Genomic DNA, 15,132 nt, shown 5'->3' on the forward strand with positions numbered 1-15,132 from the left:
AGCCCTCAGTCCTTGCTCTCGTCAGCTTCCTTCTTCATCGTCTGGCCGATGACATCCGCCACCCGTTCCAGAACGGAAGTTGCCGCCCCCTTGATGGGTTCTATGCGAACGCCGTCCTTGTCGATGATGATCAGGGCGACAGGTTTCACACCGCCGCCACCGCCAGTTCCGCCGCCGGTGCCTTCACCACCTTCCCCTGTTTTCAGGGAGCCGGTGCCCTGACCGCCGCCGGCACCAAAACCAAACCCCACACTGACCAGCGGGATAATGGTGGTGCCTTCAATCTGAATCGGATCACCCACGACTGTCTTGGAGTCGAGCATCCGTTCGATTTCGCCCATTGCTGTTTTGAGTAACGCTTCAACATGTTCCATGGTTGTGTTCCCGAATGACGACCTTATCGGTCGAGCAATACCAATTATAGGCCGGTACTGTGGGCAGGAATTGACGCAAATCAGGGAAGTGAATGCTGCCTGAATGGGCTTCACCCCAAGACGGCAGGGGCAAAAATCTGGATAATGCCGGGTTTCTGTCCCCGCTTCTCCGAAGCGCCCTGCACCCGGTGTCTGTCTGCTCATGGAAATCAAGGTCAACTATCTCGACAACCTCCGCCTGGAGGCCAGGTTCGACGACTTCACGGTCATCTCCGACCAGCCCATTCGCTACAAGGGGGATGGTTCGGCACCCGGGCCCTTTGACTACTTCCTGGCCTCGTCGGCCCTGTGTGCGGCCTATTTCGTGAAGGTCTACTGCAACGCGCGGAACATTCCCACCGAGAACATCCGGCTGTCGCAGAACAACATTGTCGACCCCGAGAACCGCTACAACCAGATCTTCAGGATCCAGGTCGAGCTGCCGGAAGATATCTCCGACAAGGATCGCCAGGGCATCCTGCGTTCCATCGACCGCTGTACGGTGAAGAAGGTGGTGCAGGCCGGGCCCGAGTTCCAGATAGACACTGTCGAAAACATCGACGAGGACGCCCAGACGCTGCTGATGGGCACAGGGGCGGGCGAGGGGAGCGGTGCGGGCAGCACCTGGATCGAAGGCAAGGACCTGCCGCTGGAGCAGACCATCGCCAACATGAGCGGCATTCTGGCCGACCTGGGCATGAAGATCGAGATCGCCTCCTGGCGCAATATCGTGCCGCATGTCTGGTCGCTGCACATTCGTGATGCGGCGTCACCGGCCTGCTTTACCAACGGCAAGGGCGCCACCAAGGAAAGCGCCCTGTGTTCTGCGCTGGGCGAGTTTATCGAGCGGCTGAGCTGTAACTTCTTCTACAACGATCAGTTCTTCGGCGAGGAGATCGCCAACAGCGCCTTCGTGCACTACCCGAATGAACAGTGGTTTCAACCGGGGCCGAATGACGAGCTGCCCGAGGGCATTCTGGACGACCACTGCCGCGCCATCTATGACCCGGACGGCGAGCTGCGCGGTTCCCACCTGATCGACACCAACTCAGGCAAGATGGAACGCGGCATCGTGTCGCTGCCGTTCGTGCGTCAGTCCGATGGCGAGACGGTCTATTTTCCCTCCAACCTGGTGGAAAACCTGTATCTCAGCAACGGCATGAGTGCCGGCAACACGCTGCACGAGGCGCAGGTGCAGTGCCTGTCAGAGATCTTCGAGCGGGCCGTGAAGTGGGAAATCATCGAGCAGGAAATCGTGCTGCCGGATGTGCCGCAGGAAGTGCTCAATCGCTATCCGGCCATCGTGGAAGGCATCGCGGCGCTGGAAGCACAGGGCTTCCCGGTACTGGTGAAAGACGCCTCGCTGGGCGGCCAGTACCCCGTCATGTGCGTCACCCTGATGAACCCGCGCACCGGCGGGGTGTTTGCCTCGTTTGGTGCCCATCCCAGCTTCGAGGTAGCGCTGGAACGCAGTCTGACCGAACTGCTCCAGGGGCGCAGCTTCGAGGGGCTGAATGATTTCATGCCGCCCACCTTCAACTCACTGGCGGTTGCCGAGCCCAACAACTTTGTCGAACACTTTATCGACTCCTCCGGGCTGATCTCCTGGCGCTTCTTCAGCAGCAAGGCGGATGTGGACTTTGTCGAGTGGGATTTTTCCGGCACGAACGAAGAAGAGGCGGCCACCCTGTTCGGACTCCTGGAAGAACTGGGCCACGAGGCCTATGTGGCCGTGCACGAAGATCTGGGTGCGCCCGTGTGCCGCATCCTGGTACCGGGCTATTCAGAGATCTATCCGGTGGAAGACCTGATCTGGGACAACACCAACATGGCGCTGCTGTTTCGCGAGGACATTCTCAATCTGCATGCTCTTAGCGACGACCAGCTCGCCGCCCTGCTGGAACGGCTGGAGGAAAGCCAGCTCGACGAGCACATGGACATCATCACTCTGATCGGCATCGAGTTCGACGAGAATACCGACTGGGGCCAACTGACCATCCTCGAACTGAAACTGCTGATCCACCTCGCGCTCGGCCAGCATGAAGACGCACTGGAGCGGGTCGAGATGTTCCTGCAGTACAACGACAACAGCGTCGCGCGCGGGCTCTTCTATCGCGCCGTGCAGGCGGTGCTGGAAATCACCCTGGACGATGAGCTTGAGCTGGAGGATTTCCGGCACAACCTCGCGCGAATGTTTGGAGAAGAGACTCTGACAGCCGTAATCGGCTCAGTGAACGGCACCGTGCGCTTCCACGGCCTGACCCCCACCAGCATGAAACTCGAAGGCCTGGAGAAACACCAGCGCCTGATCGACAGCTACAAGAAACTGCATGCGCACCGGGCGGCGAGGGCGGGTGTTGGAACCTGATCTGCACCTGAGTGGCATTGACAGCTGTCAGATCAGGAAACCATAATGAAACCGTTATGCAACCCATTGAGGCTTGGCCATGGCTACGGTAACTTTCAAGAATATTCCTGACGACCTGTACGAGCAACTGAAGCAAGCTGCCAGGGCGCATCACAGAAGCGTCAACAGCGAACTGATTCATTGCCTCGAGAAAACCTACAAACCGACGCCGATCTCTGCCACCGAGCTTGCCGAACAGGCGCTGGCACTGCGGGGCCGTGTTTCCGCTTCTCAACTGAGCACTGAAGAAATCAACAACGCCAGAAATCAGGGCAGAGAATGATCGTCGCGGATACCAATACCATCGCCTATCTCTACCTGCCGACTGAGCAGACAGACAATGTCGTTTCACTGCTGCACAAAGATCCACACTGGGTTGCACCGTTACTGTGGCGAAGCGAATTCCGCAATGTCCTCGCCGTTTATGTCAGAAAGAGCATCATCGATCTGGATACGGCCATTGCCATGCAGGCTCAGGCAGAAAGGCAGCTTGCGGACAACGAGTATACCGTCAACTCGATGGACGTCCTGGCACTGGCAGAGGAATCCGGTTGCTCGGCCTATGATTGCGAGTTTGTATCGCTGGCAAAATCACTGAATCTGAAGCTGATTACCGGTGACAAGAAGCTCGTACGATCCTTCCCCGGCATTGCCATGACGGCTGGTGATTACCTGAACCTACAGGTCTGAATCCAGGCTTCGGTGTCCTGTTTTGTGTCCTCTCTCTGAAGCCTGTTCTCCAGCTCTGATGTGTTCATGAAGATGCTAAATAGGGCGCACCAGCATGTCCCCCGGTGCTCATCGCAAAATCTTTTCCATCGCCTTGCCCTTGGCCAGCTCATCCACCAGCTTGTCCAGGTAACGGATGTTGCGCATCAGCGGGTCTTCCACTTCTTCAACGCGAACACCACACACCACTCCCTTGATGAGTGAGACGTTCGGATTAATAGCCGGCGACTGCGCAAAGAAAGTTTGGAAATCGACTTCCCGCTCAACCTGCTTTTCCAGCTCAGCGGTTGAGTAACCGGTCAGCCAGCAGATGATTTTGTCGACTTCATCTCTGGTACGACCCTTGCCTTCCGCTTTCTGGACGTACATCGGATACACCCTGGAGAACGCCATCTTGAATATCGGGTGTTCTGTAGTCATTGTTCCTCCGACTGTTTCTGATTTTTACCGGCCTGGAATGAAATGGAAAGAATAGCCTGTTTTCAATAGGATGGTCCCGTTGCCAATATCAATACCGCTATTCCGATAATTATGACAATGATCAAAACGAGGCAGCCTATTCCTCTCGAAATGGTGTCACCAAAGGACCTTCCACCAGCCAGGGCACCTAAAATTGCTATTACTACAAATAAGATTACCCAGAATTCCATTGCTTTTCTCTCTGTCCACGCAGCATGTTCTTAGCCCTCGTGACTTGACCCGCACCTTGATGGGCTATAGCAGCGGTTTATAACGGCCGCCGACTACCAGGCAGTTTGAGGGCCTCTGCGGCAGATACAATGGTAGTGTATTCGCCCGCCAGATTCGCCAGGGACATGGCATGCACTTCATCTGCTGTTCTTGGTATGCCTGCGTAATCTTCCTGTGCAAAGGTAAATGTGGCGTCGGATACAACGGTTGTTTTGAAGCCGAGATTGCCTGCAGATCGAGCGGTAGATTCAATCGAGTGATTGGTGCTCACGCCAACGATGACCACCTGCCCAAGGCCACGAACATGCAGCCAGCGCTCGAGACCAGTATGAACGAAGGCATCGGGGACATTCTTTTCCACAACATGCTCATCGTCCAACGGGGCCAGCTCGGGCTGGAATTCTGCTCCAGGTCGACCGGGCCAGAACGGAGAATCGGGTGTCCTTGAAATATGGCGAACATGTACGACTGGCCAGCTCGCATTCCGCCACGCTGTTAACAGCGTCAGGATATTCCGCTCGGCGTCAGGGTTGTTTCGTACGCCGGCAGCAGGCTCTTTCATGCCTTTTTGCATGTCGACCACGATCAGCGAGATCGGTCCATCTTTCATTGAGTTGTTTCCGTCTCCAGTGTCGAGAGCATCCAGCAACAGGGCGGTACCCCTGCGCTGTGGCTCAAAGTAACAATAGCGCCCAGAGCATCAACACCATCGTAAAGCCTACCCCCGCCCAGCGCAGGGCGAACCTGCTGCGACTGGCCGGCTGCCACCAGGGCAGGCGGGGTACCAACAGCAGCGCCAACACCAGCAACCCGAGGGTGGCGATCAGGCCAGCCCACCAGTAGGCAAGGGGTACCACATTCCAGACACCAAGCTTCCAGATCAGCGCAAGCACGAAGGTGGTTTCAATCATTGTGCCTGCAAAGTGAAACCGGTCAACCGGCTTCTTCGCGGCGCCCTCCAGCGTGGCCCGTGCCTGGCTGCGTAAACCAAAAACCATCATCGGCGCCAGTGGCACAAGCACCAGAGTCAGCCCCAGCAGAAACCAGTTGCGCTCCGGGGCCGGCGGCGAGTCATCGCCCCGCAGCAGGCTGAAGGCAAAACCATCACCGGCATGGCTGGTGTTGCTGAGCATGACGAGGCCTCGCCCGCTATCGGGCAAGACGCCAATAAAGGCGTAATAGCCCCCGGTGCGCCCGTTGTGCCAGATCATCCGTTCACCGTCGCGCTCACTGATGGCCCAGCCCAGACCGGAGGCCTGTTCGCCGCTCTCGGCGGCCCAGTGCATGGCCATGCTTGCGGCCAGCGGCGACCCGGGCTCGGCCGCCATGGCCGCCTGCAGCAGGGTGATCATGTCCTCGAGGTCGGCACTCAGACCGCCCGCCGGATTGTAGGCATCCAGCCGCCAGTGGCGAGCCGGGCGCAGGTTCTCGCGATGTGGTCGCGCCAGACCAGGGTCATCCAGAACCCGGTCGGTAAAGGTTGTCTGGTCCAGGCCCAGGGGGGCCAGTACCCTTTCCTCAAGCAGGGTTTCATAGGGCTCACCCGCAGCGACTTCCAGCAGACGGCCCAGCAGGGCAGGCCCGAGATTGGAGTAGGCGAATTCGCCCCGGGTAGAGACATCTTCGGCGGCAAGATCAGCAACCGCCGCAAAGATGTCCTCATTGCTCAGACCTGCATACGGGTCGGCAGGGCGGGCGATTTGTCGCCAGAGCATCGAGGGGTTGTTGGGCAGGCGAGGCAGGCCGGATGTGTGCGTGGCCAGTTCCTGCAGGCGGATAGCGGCGACGGCCGGGTCAAGCGCCCAAGGCTCGGGCATCAGGTCACCCAGAGTAGTGTCGAGTGATACCACACCGTCGTCGCTCAGCTGCGCGAGCAGCAGGCCGGTCAGCACCTTGGTCACGGAGCCTATCTCGAACAGCGTGTCCTCGCTGACCACGCCATTCGGCCCGGCCTGACCGGACACCGCCCGGGTCAGCTCTTCCGGAGTCAGCAACGCAACGGCGATGCCCTGAGCCTGCCGCGACTGTGCTACATAGGCATCCACCTGTTCCTGCAGCGAGCTTGCGGCCGTATTCAGGGCCGCCAGCAGCAGGCCTGTCAGTGCCAGAAAACGAGTCATCCTTTCTCCCTTGTTGTGAGGCCTTGAGGCGTGCCGAAGACCCGGGTCAACGGTCGCGCTTAAGTACTGTCCAGATTTGGTGTCAAGCCCGGCTTCTTGCCAGAATCAGGTTGAATTCGGGCGTCTGCAACGCATTGTAGAGCCTTACCCACAGTGCCAGGTACATCTCCGTTCCGCGTGCCTGTTCTATGCCGCCCAGATCCAGCCACTGCTCGTGCTGCCAGCCGAAGGAAGCAGCAATCTCTCGCACCTTTTCCTTGGCGTCGGCATCATTGCCAGACACCAGCAACTGATGCGGACCTTCAAGTCTGGCTGGCTCGACCATCATGGCGTTTGCCAGGGTGTTGAAGGCCTTGACCACCCGAACGTCCGGCAAGACACGCTGAATCTGTTCACCCAGTGAATCGTCATTGCAGACCGTCAGCCGGGGCGGGAAACCGTTGGAAAAATCCAATGGGTTGGCCACATCTACCAGTACCTTACCATTCAAATGATCCTTGTTGATGCTGTCTATTACTGCGAGAGAGTGCATCCCGGCTGTGCAATTGAACACCAGGTCTGCAAAGGCAGCGGCGTCATCAAAGGTGCCCTGACGGGCCGATTCTCCCTGGCTCTCGGCCCACGCTCTGGCCGCGGGATTATCCGCCGTTCGCGACCCCATCATGACGGTGTGGCCTTGTTTGATCAGGGCGGTTGCCATCGTCCTGCCGACGTCTCCGGTACCCAATACGGCGATGTTCATGCTGTGTCTCCTCCAGTGGTGATTTGAATACAACAAGTGAAGTTTGGGCTTGTTACTTGTTATCCACTAGGCAATGATAGGAAAACTAAAATTAACCAAAGGTTAACCATGTGAGCTCGCTTGTTGATCTGGACTATTTTCTGGCCGTCGCCGATACCGGCAGCCTGACCCGGGCGTCCGAGCGGTGCGGCATCTCCGTGCCAGCCATGAGCAAGGCCATGCGCCGGCTTGAAAACAGTCTGGATGCTCGCTTGCTGGCGCGGTCCAGCCAGTCCATTCGCCTCACCGAGTCTGGCCAGTTGCTGGCAGCGCGGGCGCGGGTTATTCGGCAGGAGTGGGTTCTGGGGAAACAGGAACTGGCCCAGTTCCAGCAAGTGCCGGCCGGGCGAGTGAGCATCAGCGCTTCCGCCGGTTTTGCCAGAACGCTGTTGTTGCCTTTGTTGTCCGGGTTTCGAGCCAGATACCCCGAAGTTGTTCTGGACTTGCAACTGGACGACCACATTGCCGATCTGAGTAGCGTTGACCTGTCCATTCGGGTGGGATTGGTGGAAGAGCAGGGAGTAATAGCGCGGCCGCTGTTGCCGCTGGGCATGCAGTACGGTGCCAGCAAGGAATTCTTGAGCCGGTATCAGAAACCGGACCAACCGGAGGATCTGCACCAACTGCCGGTGATTGGCTTTCGGTTGCCTTCTTCCGGCCGCTTGATGCCCTGGCAATTTCAGCGTGAGAGTGAAATCTTCACGCTCGATATCAAGCCAGTGGTGATCGTCAACGAACCCCAGGCCATACTGGACCTGATTCGGGCTGGAGTGGGCGTCGGCCTGATCAATGCCTATATGTCGGAGCTCTTTGTCATGAGCGGCGAACTGGAGACACTGCTGACCGCTTACCTGCCGCCGAGTGAGCGCGGCATTTATCTCTGCTATCAGAGCCGTGAACATATGCCGCTAAAACAACGCGTGGTCATTGATTTTCTGATGGAAAAACTGGGCGCCCCTCTGAGCGGCAGGGGCATCGCCTGATTCCCCTGAAGATCGAATCAACAGTGGGCTGGCCACCTGTCGCGCCTTGCGCAGGCAGGGTTCGATCGCCTCTGCCTCTCGCAATCTCCCATTGGCGGCACTTGCAGGACAGCTTTACGTAAGCACCCGGTAACTGCCAGATATTCCAGCGATATTCGACTATTCTCAGGGCAAGCGCGGGAGGAAAAAAGATGATCTGGTTGTACCGGCTGAACGAGCTGGCGAACTACGTCTGGGCACTCGCTCCCGGGAGCAGAACACCTCTCGGCAACAGGGAAATCAAGCTGGTTGCCCATCGCGGTGTACATGGGCCGGGCGGCAGCGGCACTGTCATCGAGAATACACTGGATGCCTTCAGCCTGTGCCAGCAAGTGGGCGCGTGGGGGATAGAGTTCGACATTCGCCTGACGCGCGATAACGAGCCGGTGGTGAATCATGACCCTCACCTTGGCCGCCTGTTCAAGCGTCCGGACATTGTCATTGCCGAAACCCCGTTCGATGCCTTGCGGAAGGCCGTACCTCAGGTGCCGCATCTGGATGAAGTGGTGACGCGCTATGCCGGCAAGTTGCACCTGATGATAGAGATCAAGGAGTCCTGGCGGCAGCGCCCGGCACTGCCTGCCCGCGTCGCCCATTCGTTGGCCTCATTGGCACCCGGAAGGGACTACCACCTGATGAGCCTGGTACCCGATCATCTGGAAAGTTTCAGCGCAGTACCGCGCGATGCCTTTATTGACATCGCTCGTACCAATTTGCGCGATATCCTCAAACAGAACCTGGAACTGGGGCATGGCGCCCTGGCCGGCTCTTTTGCCCTGATCGGTCCGGGCAGTCTGCAACAACTGCATGCCGCCGGACGCCGAGTGGGCACCGGTATCGTAAAAAACCGGCGCGTCCTCAACAGGGAAGTGCAGCGCGGCGTGGAGTGGATCTTCACCGATGCCGTCGTGCCACTACTCGACAGCGGAGTAGTGGCAACAAACACCATGCAAGGGGATGACTCGTCGAAATAGATTCAGGCCAGCACAAACGGAAAATGAGCTCTCAACCAGCGTTTGCACTGGCTTTTGCCTGCCGAGCCAGCGCTTCTATCTGACCCCAGTCACGTTTTTTTAGCGCCTCTCCCGGAACTATCCAGGAACCCCCAACACAGGCCACATTGGGTAGCGCCAGATATTCCCTGAAATTGCTGGCTGAAATACCACCAGTGGGGCAGAACTGCAGATTGGGCAGAGGTCCGTAAAACGCTTTCAATGCCGAGACCCCTCCAGATACGGCGGCAGGAAAGAATTTAAAGCAATCGTAACCGACTTCCATGCCTTTCAGTATTTCGGACGCGGTGGAGACTGCCGGTAGATAGGGGACAGAACTCAGCCGCCCTACCTCCAGCAATTGAGGGGTTGATCCGGGGCTGACGGCGAAGTCAGTCCCCAGGGCTTCCAAGTCCCGCAGTTGGCCAACGTTGGTTAAAGTGCCGGCACCAACGGTGACTCCTTCCACTTGTTTCATGGCTTTGATCACTTCAAAGGCTGCTTTGGTTCGCAATGTCACTTCCAGAACCGTCAGCCCACCTCGCTTTAGCGCCTCTGCCAAAGGCACGGCATCTTCCACATTTTCAACGGCAAGCACCGGCATAACCGGATTTGATCGAGCCAGTATCTCCTTGATTTTAGAACTCATAGTGTTTCAACCTGTTGCTAATGAAGACATGTTCATTGATTGCGTATCGACTGCAAGGCACGCTCAACGCCTCGAATCTCTGCCATTCCCCGCAATCGCCCGATTGCGGGGTAGCCGGGCCTGAACCCAGTGCGCAGGTCGCTCAACATGGCATGGCCGTGATCTGGGCGGAACGGCAGCTGCTCACCCCGTCTTTCTTCAATATCGAGAATGATATCGATGATGCGGACCATATCGGTATCACCGTCCAGGTGTGCGTCTTCGAAGAAGCTGGCCCCGTCAGACTCCAGAGTTGTGTTGCGCAAATGCAGGAAGTGAACCCTGTCTGCCTGCTCCCGCAAGATGTCGTACACGTTGTTGTCGCTGCGAGCACTCATTGATGCCGGACAGAAGGTAAAGCCATTGGCGGGGGATCTTGCCATGCTCACGATATCCCGGAGATCCTGTGCGGTTGAGACGACACGCGGCAACCCAAACAAGGAATAGGGCGGATCATCGGGATGAATCGCCAACCGAGCGCCGGTCGACTCTATTTTTGGAATTACCCTGGAAAGAAACGATGCCAGGTGCTCTTTCAGGGTTTCAGGTGTGATGTCGTCGTAGTCCGCCAGGCGTGCTCTGAAACTGTCAAGGCTGTAGCTCTCCTCTGAACCGGGGAGACCAGCAATGATCGTTTTCGTCAGTTCTTCAATCTGGTCCGATGTCATCTCTGACAAACGAGCTCTGGCGGCATCAATCGTTTTATTGTCATAATCGGACTCAGCGCCAGACCGCTTCAGGATGAAGAGATCAAAAGCAGCAACATTCAGCGCGTCATAGCGCAAGCATAGGGCGCCATCCGGCAACTCGTGCCGCAAAGAAGTCCTGGTCCAGTCCAGCACGGGCATAAAGTTGTAACAGACCGTTTTTATGCCGGCATTGGCAAGGTTGACTGCGCTTTCTGCCCAGGCATCAGCAAGCTCTTCCCAGCCCTCGGCCTGAGTTTTTATGTTCTCGTGAATCGGTATGCTTTCTGTTACAGACCACTCAAGCCCTGCCGCCTCAATCATGGCCTTTCGATCAAGAATCTCTTGTTCCGGCCAGACAGTACCATTAGGCACATGATGCAAGGCTGTCACGACGCCGGTGGCTCCCGCCTGCCGAATGTCGGCCAAACTGATTGGATCGTCCGGGCCAAACCAGCGCCACGTATGTTTCATAAACTTCTCCCCCTGTACCTATCGTTTTAGTTCGCGGTATTGCTAAACAAGTACCCGTCAAAATGCGGGTCTTCCACATCGGACAGCTCCATCAGGGTGTCCCGAACGTTTTCCAAATGGGTCCACATTGCCTGCCGGGCGCCTTCGGCGTCTTTCAGTTGCAGCGCAGACAGGATGTCTTCATGGTCTTTGAGCCATTGCTCTCTGTAGTCAGTATCAAATATGCGCTCATGCAGTCGGGCCCACATCAGACTCTGGTCCCTCTTTCGCCAGAGCTCGGAGACCATGTCGACCAGGACACTGTTTTGAGTCGCTTCCGCTATCAGTCGATGAAACAACTCATCACCCGAGTAGTCGTTGTTCTTTGCTTCAATGCCCTTGCGCTCCATCTCAAGCGCTTCCCGCATCCTTACGATGTCGTTCTTTGTCACGGTAACCGCGGCGAAGCCGGCGATACTGCTCTCAAGCAACTGTCGGGCCTGTAGCAGCTCAAACGGGCCAATGTCATCCACTATGGGTCGGGCTAATCGGTTGCTGTCAGAAACCAGATATATTCCGGACCCTTTTCTCACCTCGACCAGATCTTCAATTTCAAGCATGAGAATGGCTTCCCGAGCTGCAGATCGGCCCACGTTCAGGGCTTCTGCTATTTGGCGTTCCGTTAAAATGCGATCGCCAACCTTGTATCCTTTCTGCTGAATCAGGATCTTGAGTTCGTGAGCAAGCTCTTGGTAGCGCCGTAAACCTTTACGCATGAGATTTTTCCACTTGTCAGTTCTTCAATGCATGGTAAAAAAGCCAGAACGCGAGTGCATCTTTGGCACACGATCCAGAGTACGAGTATTGTTGACACAGAACATCAACCAATTCCAATTTTTGGTATACCACGCGCTGCCCTCAAAGAAGTACCACTTCTCCTTCAGCATGGCCCAATTTGAGGGCACTGGGACTGACTCTCCATCAAACGGATCGCAGTCCCTGGGTTCAACGCGGTCGACTGGGGCTGGTGGCTGCATTTCATACCATTTTTGACGAAGATCCGTATCAAGCAGGTCCACACACTTCCTCAGCCACGACCTATTGAGCCGCTGCTCTGATACGATCGATCAGGTCTGCCAGATCATCAGATTGGTCAGCCAGTTCGTCATGCATTGGCATGACTGCTTCAATAAAAGGCGCCTTCTCTACTTCATTGATTTCGACACCCATCTCATTCTGAGCAGTCTCCAGTGCTGCCATCGCGGTTTCATTCCAGGACTCAGAGTGAAAGGCCTGGGCTTCCGACGCGGCCTGCCGCATCGCTACCTGCTGATCTTCCGTCAGGCCATCCCAAACTGCGGTAGAGATAACAACCACCGAGGGAATGATGGTGTGCTCGTTCAGCGAGAAGTTGCTTACCACTTCTCCATGACGGGCATTGGTCAGGGCGGTTGGGTTGTTCTCAGCCACGGCAACCACGCCTTGCTGCAGCGCGCTGTACAATTCACCCCAATCGATAGGCGTTGGATCGCCGCCCAGCAGCTCAACCATCCGAATCGCCGACGGGCTAGGCTGCACCCGCACATTAACGCCCTCCAGATCTGCTGGTGAGTTTACGGCACGGTCCCCGTAGAAAGAACGCGCACCCTCTGTCAGAAAGGCAAGACCGATAAAGCCCCTGTCGCGTGAAGCGTTCAGTATGTCCTGACCAATCTCACCGTTGATCACGGTTTCGAAATGCTCTTCACTCTCGAAGATGAATGGCAGGTTCATTACGGCATAAAGCGGTTCGAAAGCTTCAAGCTCGGCAGTATTGCTACGGGCCATGGCCAGGATCCCGCTTTCTACCAACTCCATGGATTCACGCTGAGATCCAAGCTGGGCGTTGGCATAAACGCGAATATTGAGTTCTCCATCCGTCAGCTCGGAGAGGCGTTCGCCCATGTACTCCATGCTGATGTGCGTCGGGTGATCTTCGGGGTTGTTGTGGTTCAGGCGCAGTGTTTCTGACTGAACCAGAGAGGCCACTGAGAGCAGCAAAGCCCCCGCCAGGGCGGAGCTCCGCAGATGTTTGATTGTCATGAGTCGTGTCTCCAGTTTTATTGTTTCGAGAGGCGCGTGCTCTCTTTTTTTGGTGCACCAGTTTTCGATTGCACGACCAAAAGATGGCTTACGGAATTCATTATGTCAACCAATAACTAAAATTGGTTGACAACTTATGTCACAGGAGCGACTCTCTCGAAAAAGAAGATCAGACTATGAGTTCTGGTCGTCCATCACAAAAATAAGACAAGAGGTCTTCCGTATGAAACGCGCACTGGACTTTGTGCTCGGTACGACTGTCTTTCTGATACTGGCTACCATCGTCGTCAGTGTGTCATGGCAGGTTTTGTCCCGCTACGTACTCGGAACTTCAAGCACGGCCACAAGTGAGGTCGCACGGCTGCTGTTCATGTGGCTGGCACTGCTGGGCGGGGCCTATACATTTGGTCAGGTCCGACATCTGGCGATAGACATTCTGCCACTCGCGTTACGTGGTCGCCCTCGCCAAATCCTGAATACTCTCATTTTGCTGATCGTGGCCAGCTTTGCTTTTTTTGTCATGGTTCGCGGAGGCTGGACCATGGTTTCACGCACTCTGGCGACAGGCCAGGCAACCCCAACCCTGGGGCTGCCCATGGGTTACGTCTACGGAGCCCTCCCCGCCGCTGGAATCATCATCCTTGTGTACTGTGTCATGTTTCTGGGACGCATCTGGCTGAATCCGAAGTCGGAGGGCGGTTTCGCCATCGATCCTCACAAAGCACCCGCCCCAGAAGAGAGAGCCTGATATGAACATGACAGTACTCGTGCTTTTCGGTTCGTTTGCGCTGCTGATGTTCCTTGGCGTGCCTATCGCCTTCGCGATTGGTGTAGCGGCAACACTGACATTTCTCCTGTTCATGACCACGGAGCAATCGCTCAGTATTGTGGCCCAGCAGATGGCTTCTGGGCTGGACAGTTTCACGCTGCTGGCGATTCCCTTCTTCATCCTGGCAGGCAACATCATGAACCGCGGCGGGATTGCGCTGCGCCTGATTGATCTGGCGAAAGTGCTCGCGGGTCGGCTTCCGGGATCTCTTGCACATGTCAACATCATCTCCAACATGCTGTTCGGCGCACTGTCCGGTTCAGCTGTAGCGTCGGCGGCCGCCGTCGGGGGCGTGATGTCTCCGATACAGAAACGGGACGGCTATGACCCTGCCTTTTCCACTGCCGTCAACGTTACGTCTTGTCCAACGGGGCTCTTGATTCCCCCCAGCACAACGCTGATCGTCTATTCGTTGATCAGTGGCGGCACCTCGATAGCAGCCTTGTTTCTGGCCGGATACCTCCCTGGCATCCTGATCGGCTTGTCGCTGATGGTGGTAGCGGGAATCATTGCAAAACGAAAGGGTTATCCGGTCGCAGAAAAATCCTCTTTCAAGGACGTAAGAGCCGCCGTCGGCCGGGCGATATTGCCTCTGGGTCTGATCTTTATTGTTATTGGTGGAATTATCAGTGGCGTTTTTACGGCCACGGAAGCTTCCGCCATCGCTGTCGCCTATTCACTCTTGCTGGCTCTGGTTTGGTACCGGGAAATCGGAATCAAGGATCTCCCGAGGATCTTTGTCGACTCTGCAGTGACAACCTCCATCGTACTTTTTCTGATCGGCTGTTCGATTGCCATGTCCCGGGCAATGGCTTTCGGTGATGTGCCCTCTACCATCTCGTCATTCATGATCGGGCTATCAGAAAACCCGGTGATCATTCTGTTATCCATTACAGCGGTACTGCTACTGATCGGTACCTTCATGGACATGACGCCGGCACTGCTTATATTTACGCCCATTTTCATGCCAGTCATGCAGGGGCTGGGTATAGATCCGGTGCATTTCGGGATCATCATGACGATCAATCTGTGTGTCGGCATATGCACCCCACCCGTGGGTTCTGCGCTATTTGTGGGCTGCTCCATCAGCGGTGTGAGCATTGGGCAGGTCATGAAACCGATACTCCCATTTTATTTCGTACTGATCGCCTGTGTTTTGCTGGTGACTTTCATACCTCAGATCAGCCTGTTTTTACCACAACTCATCCTGGGCTACTGACGACGTGACTGGCAAAGCAGT

The 15,132-nt window shown here is 56.3% G+C and carries 16 protein-coding genes; 7 read left to right on the forward strand and 9 right to left on the reverse strand.

What is annotated here, in order from left to right; genetic code table 11:
- Positions 1 to 5 precede the first annotated feature (5 nt).
- Positions 6 to 374 carry a GerW family sporulation protein gene (locus E4656_RS12050; RefSeq protein ID WP_135483525.1) on the reverse strand — a complete coding sequence of 123 codons (369 nt, stop codon included), beginning with the start codon at positions 372 to 374 and terminating at the stop codon, positions 6 to 8.
- Positions 375 to 576: 202 nt separating this feature from the next.
- Here E4656_RS12050 and E4656_RS12055 point away from each other — a divergent pair, with 202 nt between their 5' ends.
- The 3 genes from E4656_RS12055 to E4656_RS12065 all read left to right on the forward strand — a co-directional run bounded on the left by E4656_RS12055 (position 577) and on the right by E4656_RS12065 (position 3,510).
- A complete protein-coding gene (locus tag E4656_RS12055) occupies positions 577 to 2,781 on the forward strand; it encodes an OsmC domain/YcaO domain-containing protein (RefSeq protein ID WP_135483526.1) in 2,205 nt (734 codons plus the stop codon).
- Between the two features lie 79 nt (positions 2,782 to 2,860).
- Positions 2,861 to 3,103, forward strand: a complete 243-nt coding sequence (locus E4656_RS12060) for a FitA-like ribbon-helix-helix domain-containing protein (protein WP_135483527.1) — start codon at positions 2,861 to 2,863, stop codon at positions 3,101 to 3,103.
- A complete protein-coding gene (locus E4656_RS12065) occupies positions 3,100 to 3,510 on the forward strand; it encodes a type II toxin-antitoxin system VapC family toxin (protein ID WP_135483528.1) in 411 nt (136 codons plus the stop codon). The genes E4656_RS12060 and E4656_RS12065 overlap by 4 nt, the downstream gene beginning before the upstream one ends.
- Positions 3,511 to 3,618: 108 nt before the next feature.
- On the opposite strand, the gene E4656_RS12070 is transcribed toward E4656_RS12065, so the two are convergent.
- The 4 genes from E4656_RS12070 to E4656_RS12085 all read right to left on the reverse strand — a co-directional run bounded on the left by E4656_RS12070 (position 3,619) and on the right by E4656_RS12085 (position 7,101).
- The gene (locus E4656_RS12070) at positions 3,619 to 3,969 is read right to left on the reverse strand and encodes a DUF2200 domain-containing protein (RefSeq protein WP_135483529.1); all 351 of its coding nucleotides are present in this window, start codon (positions 3,967 to 3,969) and stop codon (positions 3,619 to 3,621) included.
- A 307-nt stretch (positions 3,970 to 4,276) separates the two neighbouring features.
- On the reverse strand, positions 4,277 to 4,849 hold the full coding sequence (locus E4656_RS12075) for a cysteine hydrolase family protein (RefSeq protein ID WP_135483530.1): 573 nt from the start codon (positions 4,847 to 4,849) through the stop codon (positions 4,277 to 4,279).
- Between the two features lie 64 nt (positions 4,850 to 4,913).
- On the reverse strand, positions 4,914 to 6,359 hold the full coding sequence (locus E4656_RS12080; protein WP_135483531.1) for a serine hydrolase domain-containing protein: 1,446 nt from the start codon (positions 6,357 to 6,359) through the stop codon (positions 4,914 to 4,916).
- 82 nt (positions 6,360 to 6,441) lie between these two features.
- Positions 6,442 to 7,101, reverse strand: coding sequence for an NADPH-dependent F420 reductase (locus E4656_RS12085; RefSeq protein ID WP_135483532.1), 660 nt, complete (start codon positions 7,099 to 7,101; stop codon positions 6,442 to 6,444).
- 110 nt (positions 7,102 to 7,211) lie between these two features.
- On the opposite strand from E4656_RS12085, the gene E4656_RS12090 reads away from it, so the two are divergent.
- On the forward strand, positions 7,212 to 8,123 hold the full coding sequence (locus E4656_RS12090; RefSeq protein WP_135483533.1) for a LysR family transcriptional regulator: 912 nt from the start codon (positions 7,212 to 7,214) through the stop codon (positions 8,121 to 8,123).
- A 191-nt stretch (positions 8,124 to 8,314) separates the two neighbouring features.
- The gene (locus E4656_RS12095) at positions 8,315 to 9,136 is read left to right on the forward strand and encodes a glycerophosphodiester phosphodiesterase (RefSeq protein WP_135483534.1); all 822 of its coding nucleotides are present in this window, start codon (positions 8,315 to 8,317) and stop codon (positions 9,134 to 9,136) included.
- A 31-nt stretch (positions 9,137 to 9,167) separates the two neighbouring features.
- Here E4656_RS12095 and eda read toward each other — a convergent pair whose 3' ends face one another.
- The 4 genes from eda to E4656_RS12120 form a co-directional block, all read right to left on the reverse strand.
- Positions 9,168 to 9,803 (reverse strand): bifunctional 4-hydroxy-2-oxoglutarate aldolase/2-dehydro-3-deoxy-phosphogluconate aldolase, encoded by a 636-nt coding sequence (eda, locus tag E4656_RS12100; RefSeq protein ID WP_135483535.1) that lies wholly within the window; start codon positions 9,801 to 9,803, stop codon positions 9,168 to 9,170.
- A gap of 32 nt (positions 9,804 to 9,835) precedes the next feature.
- Positions 9,836 to 11,002, reverse strand: coding sequence for a mannonate dehydratase (gene uxuA, locus E4656_RS12105; protein ID WP_135483536.1), 1,167 nt, complete (start codon positions 11,000 to 11,002; stop codon positions 9,836 to 9,838).
- A 26-nt stretch (positions 11,003 to 11,028) separates the two neighbouring features.
- Positions 11,029 to 11,757 (reverse strand): FCD domain-containing protein, encoded by a 729-nt coding sequence (locus E4656_RS12110; RefSeq protein WP_135483537.1) that lies wholly within the window; start codon positions 11,755 to 11,757, stop codon positions 11,029 to 11,031.
- 322 nt (positions 11,758 to 12,079) lie between these two features.
- A complete protein-coding gene (locus E4656_RS12120; protein WP_135483538.1) occupies positions 12,080 to 13,063 on the reverse strand; it encodes a TRAP transporter substrate-binding protein in 984 nt (327 codons plus the stop codon).
- A gap of 223 nt (positions 13,064 to 13,286) precedes the next feature.
- Between E4656_RS12120 and E4656_RS12125 the strand changes: the two genes are divergently transcribed.
- The gene (locus E4656_RS12125; protein ID WP_135483539.1) at positions 13,287 to 13,811 is read left to right on the forward strand and encodes a TRAP transporter small permease; all 525 of its coding nucleotides are present in this window, start codon (positions 13,287 to 13,289) and stop codon (positions 13,809 to 13,811) included.
- Between the two features lies 1 nt (position 13,812).
- Complete coding sequence (locus tag E4656_RS12130; RefSeq protein WP_135483540.1) at positions 13,813 to 15,111, forward strand: TRAP transporter large permease; 1,299 nt, start codon at positions 13,813 to 13,815, stop codon at positions 15,109 to 15,111.
- The last annotated feature ends 21 nt before the right edge of the window (positions 15,112 to 15,132 follow it).

Source organism: Natronospirillum operosum (genome assembly GCF_004768465.1).
Classification (GTDB): Bacteria; Pseudomonadota; Gammaproteobacteria; order Pseudomonadales; family Natronospirillaceae; genus Natronospirillum; species Natronospirillum operosum.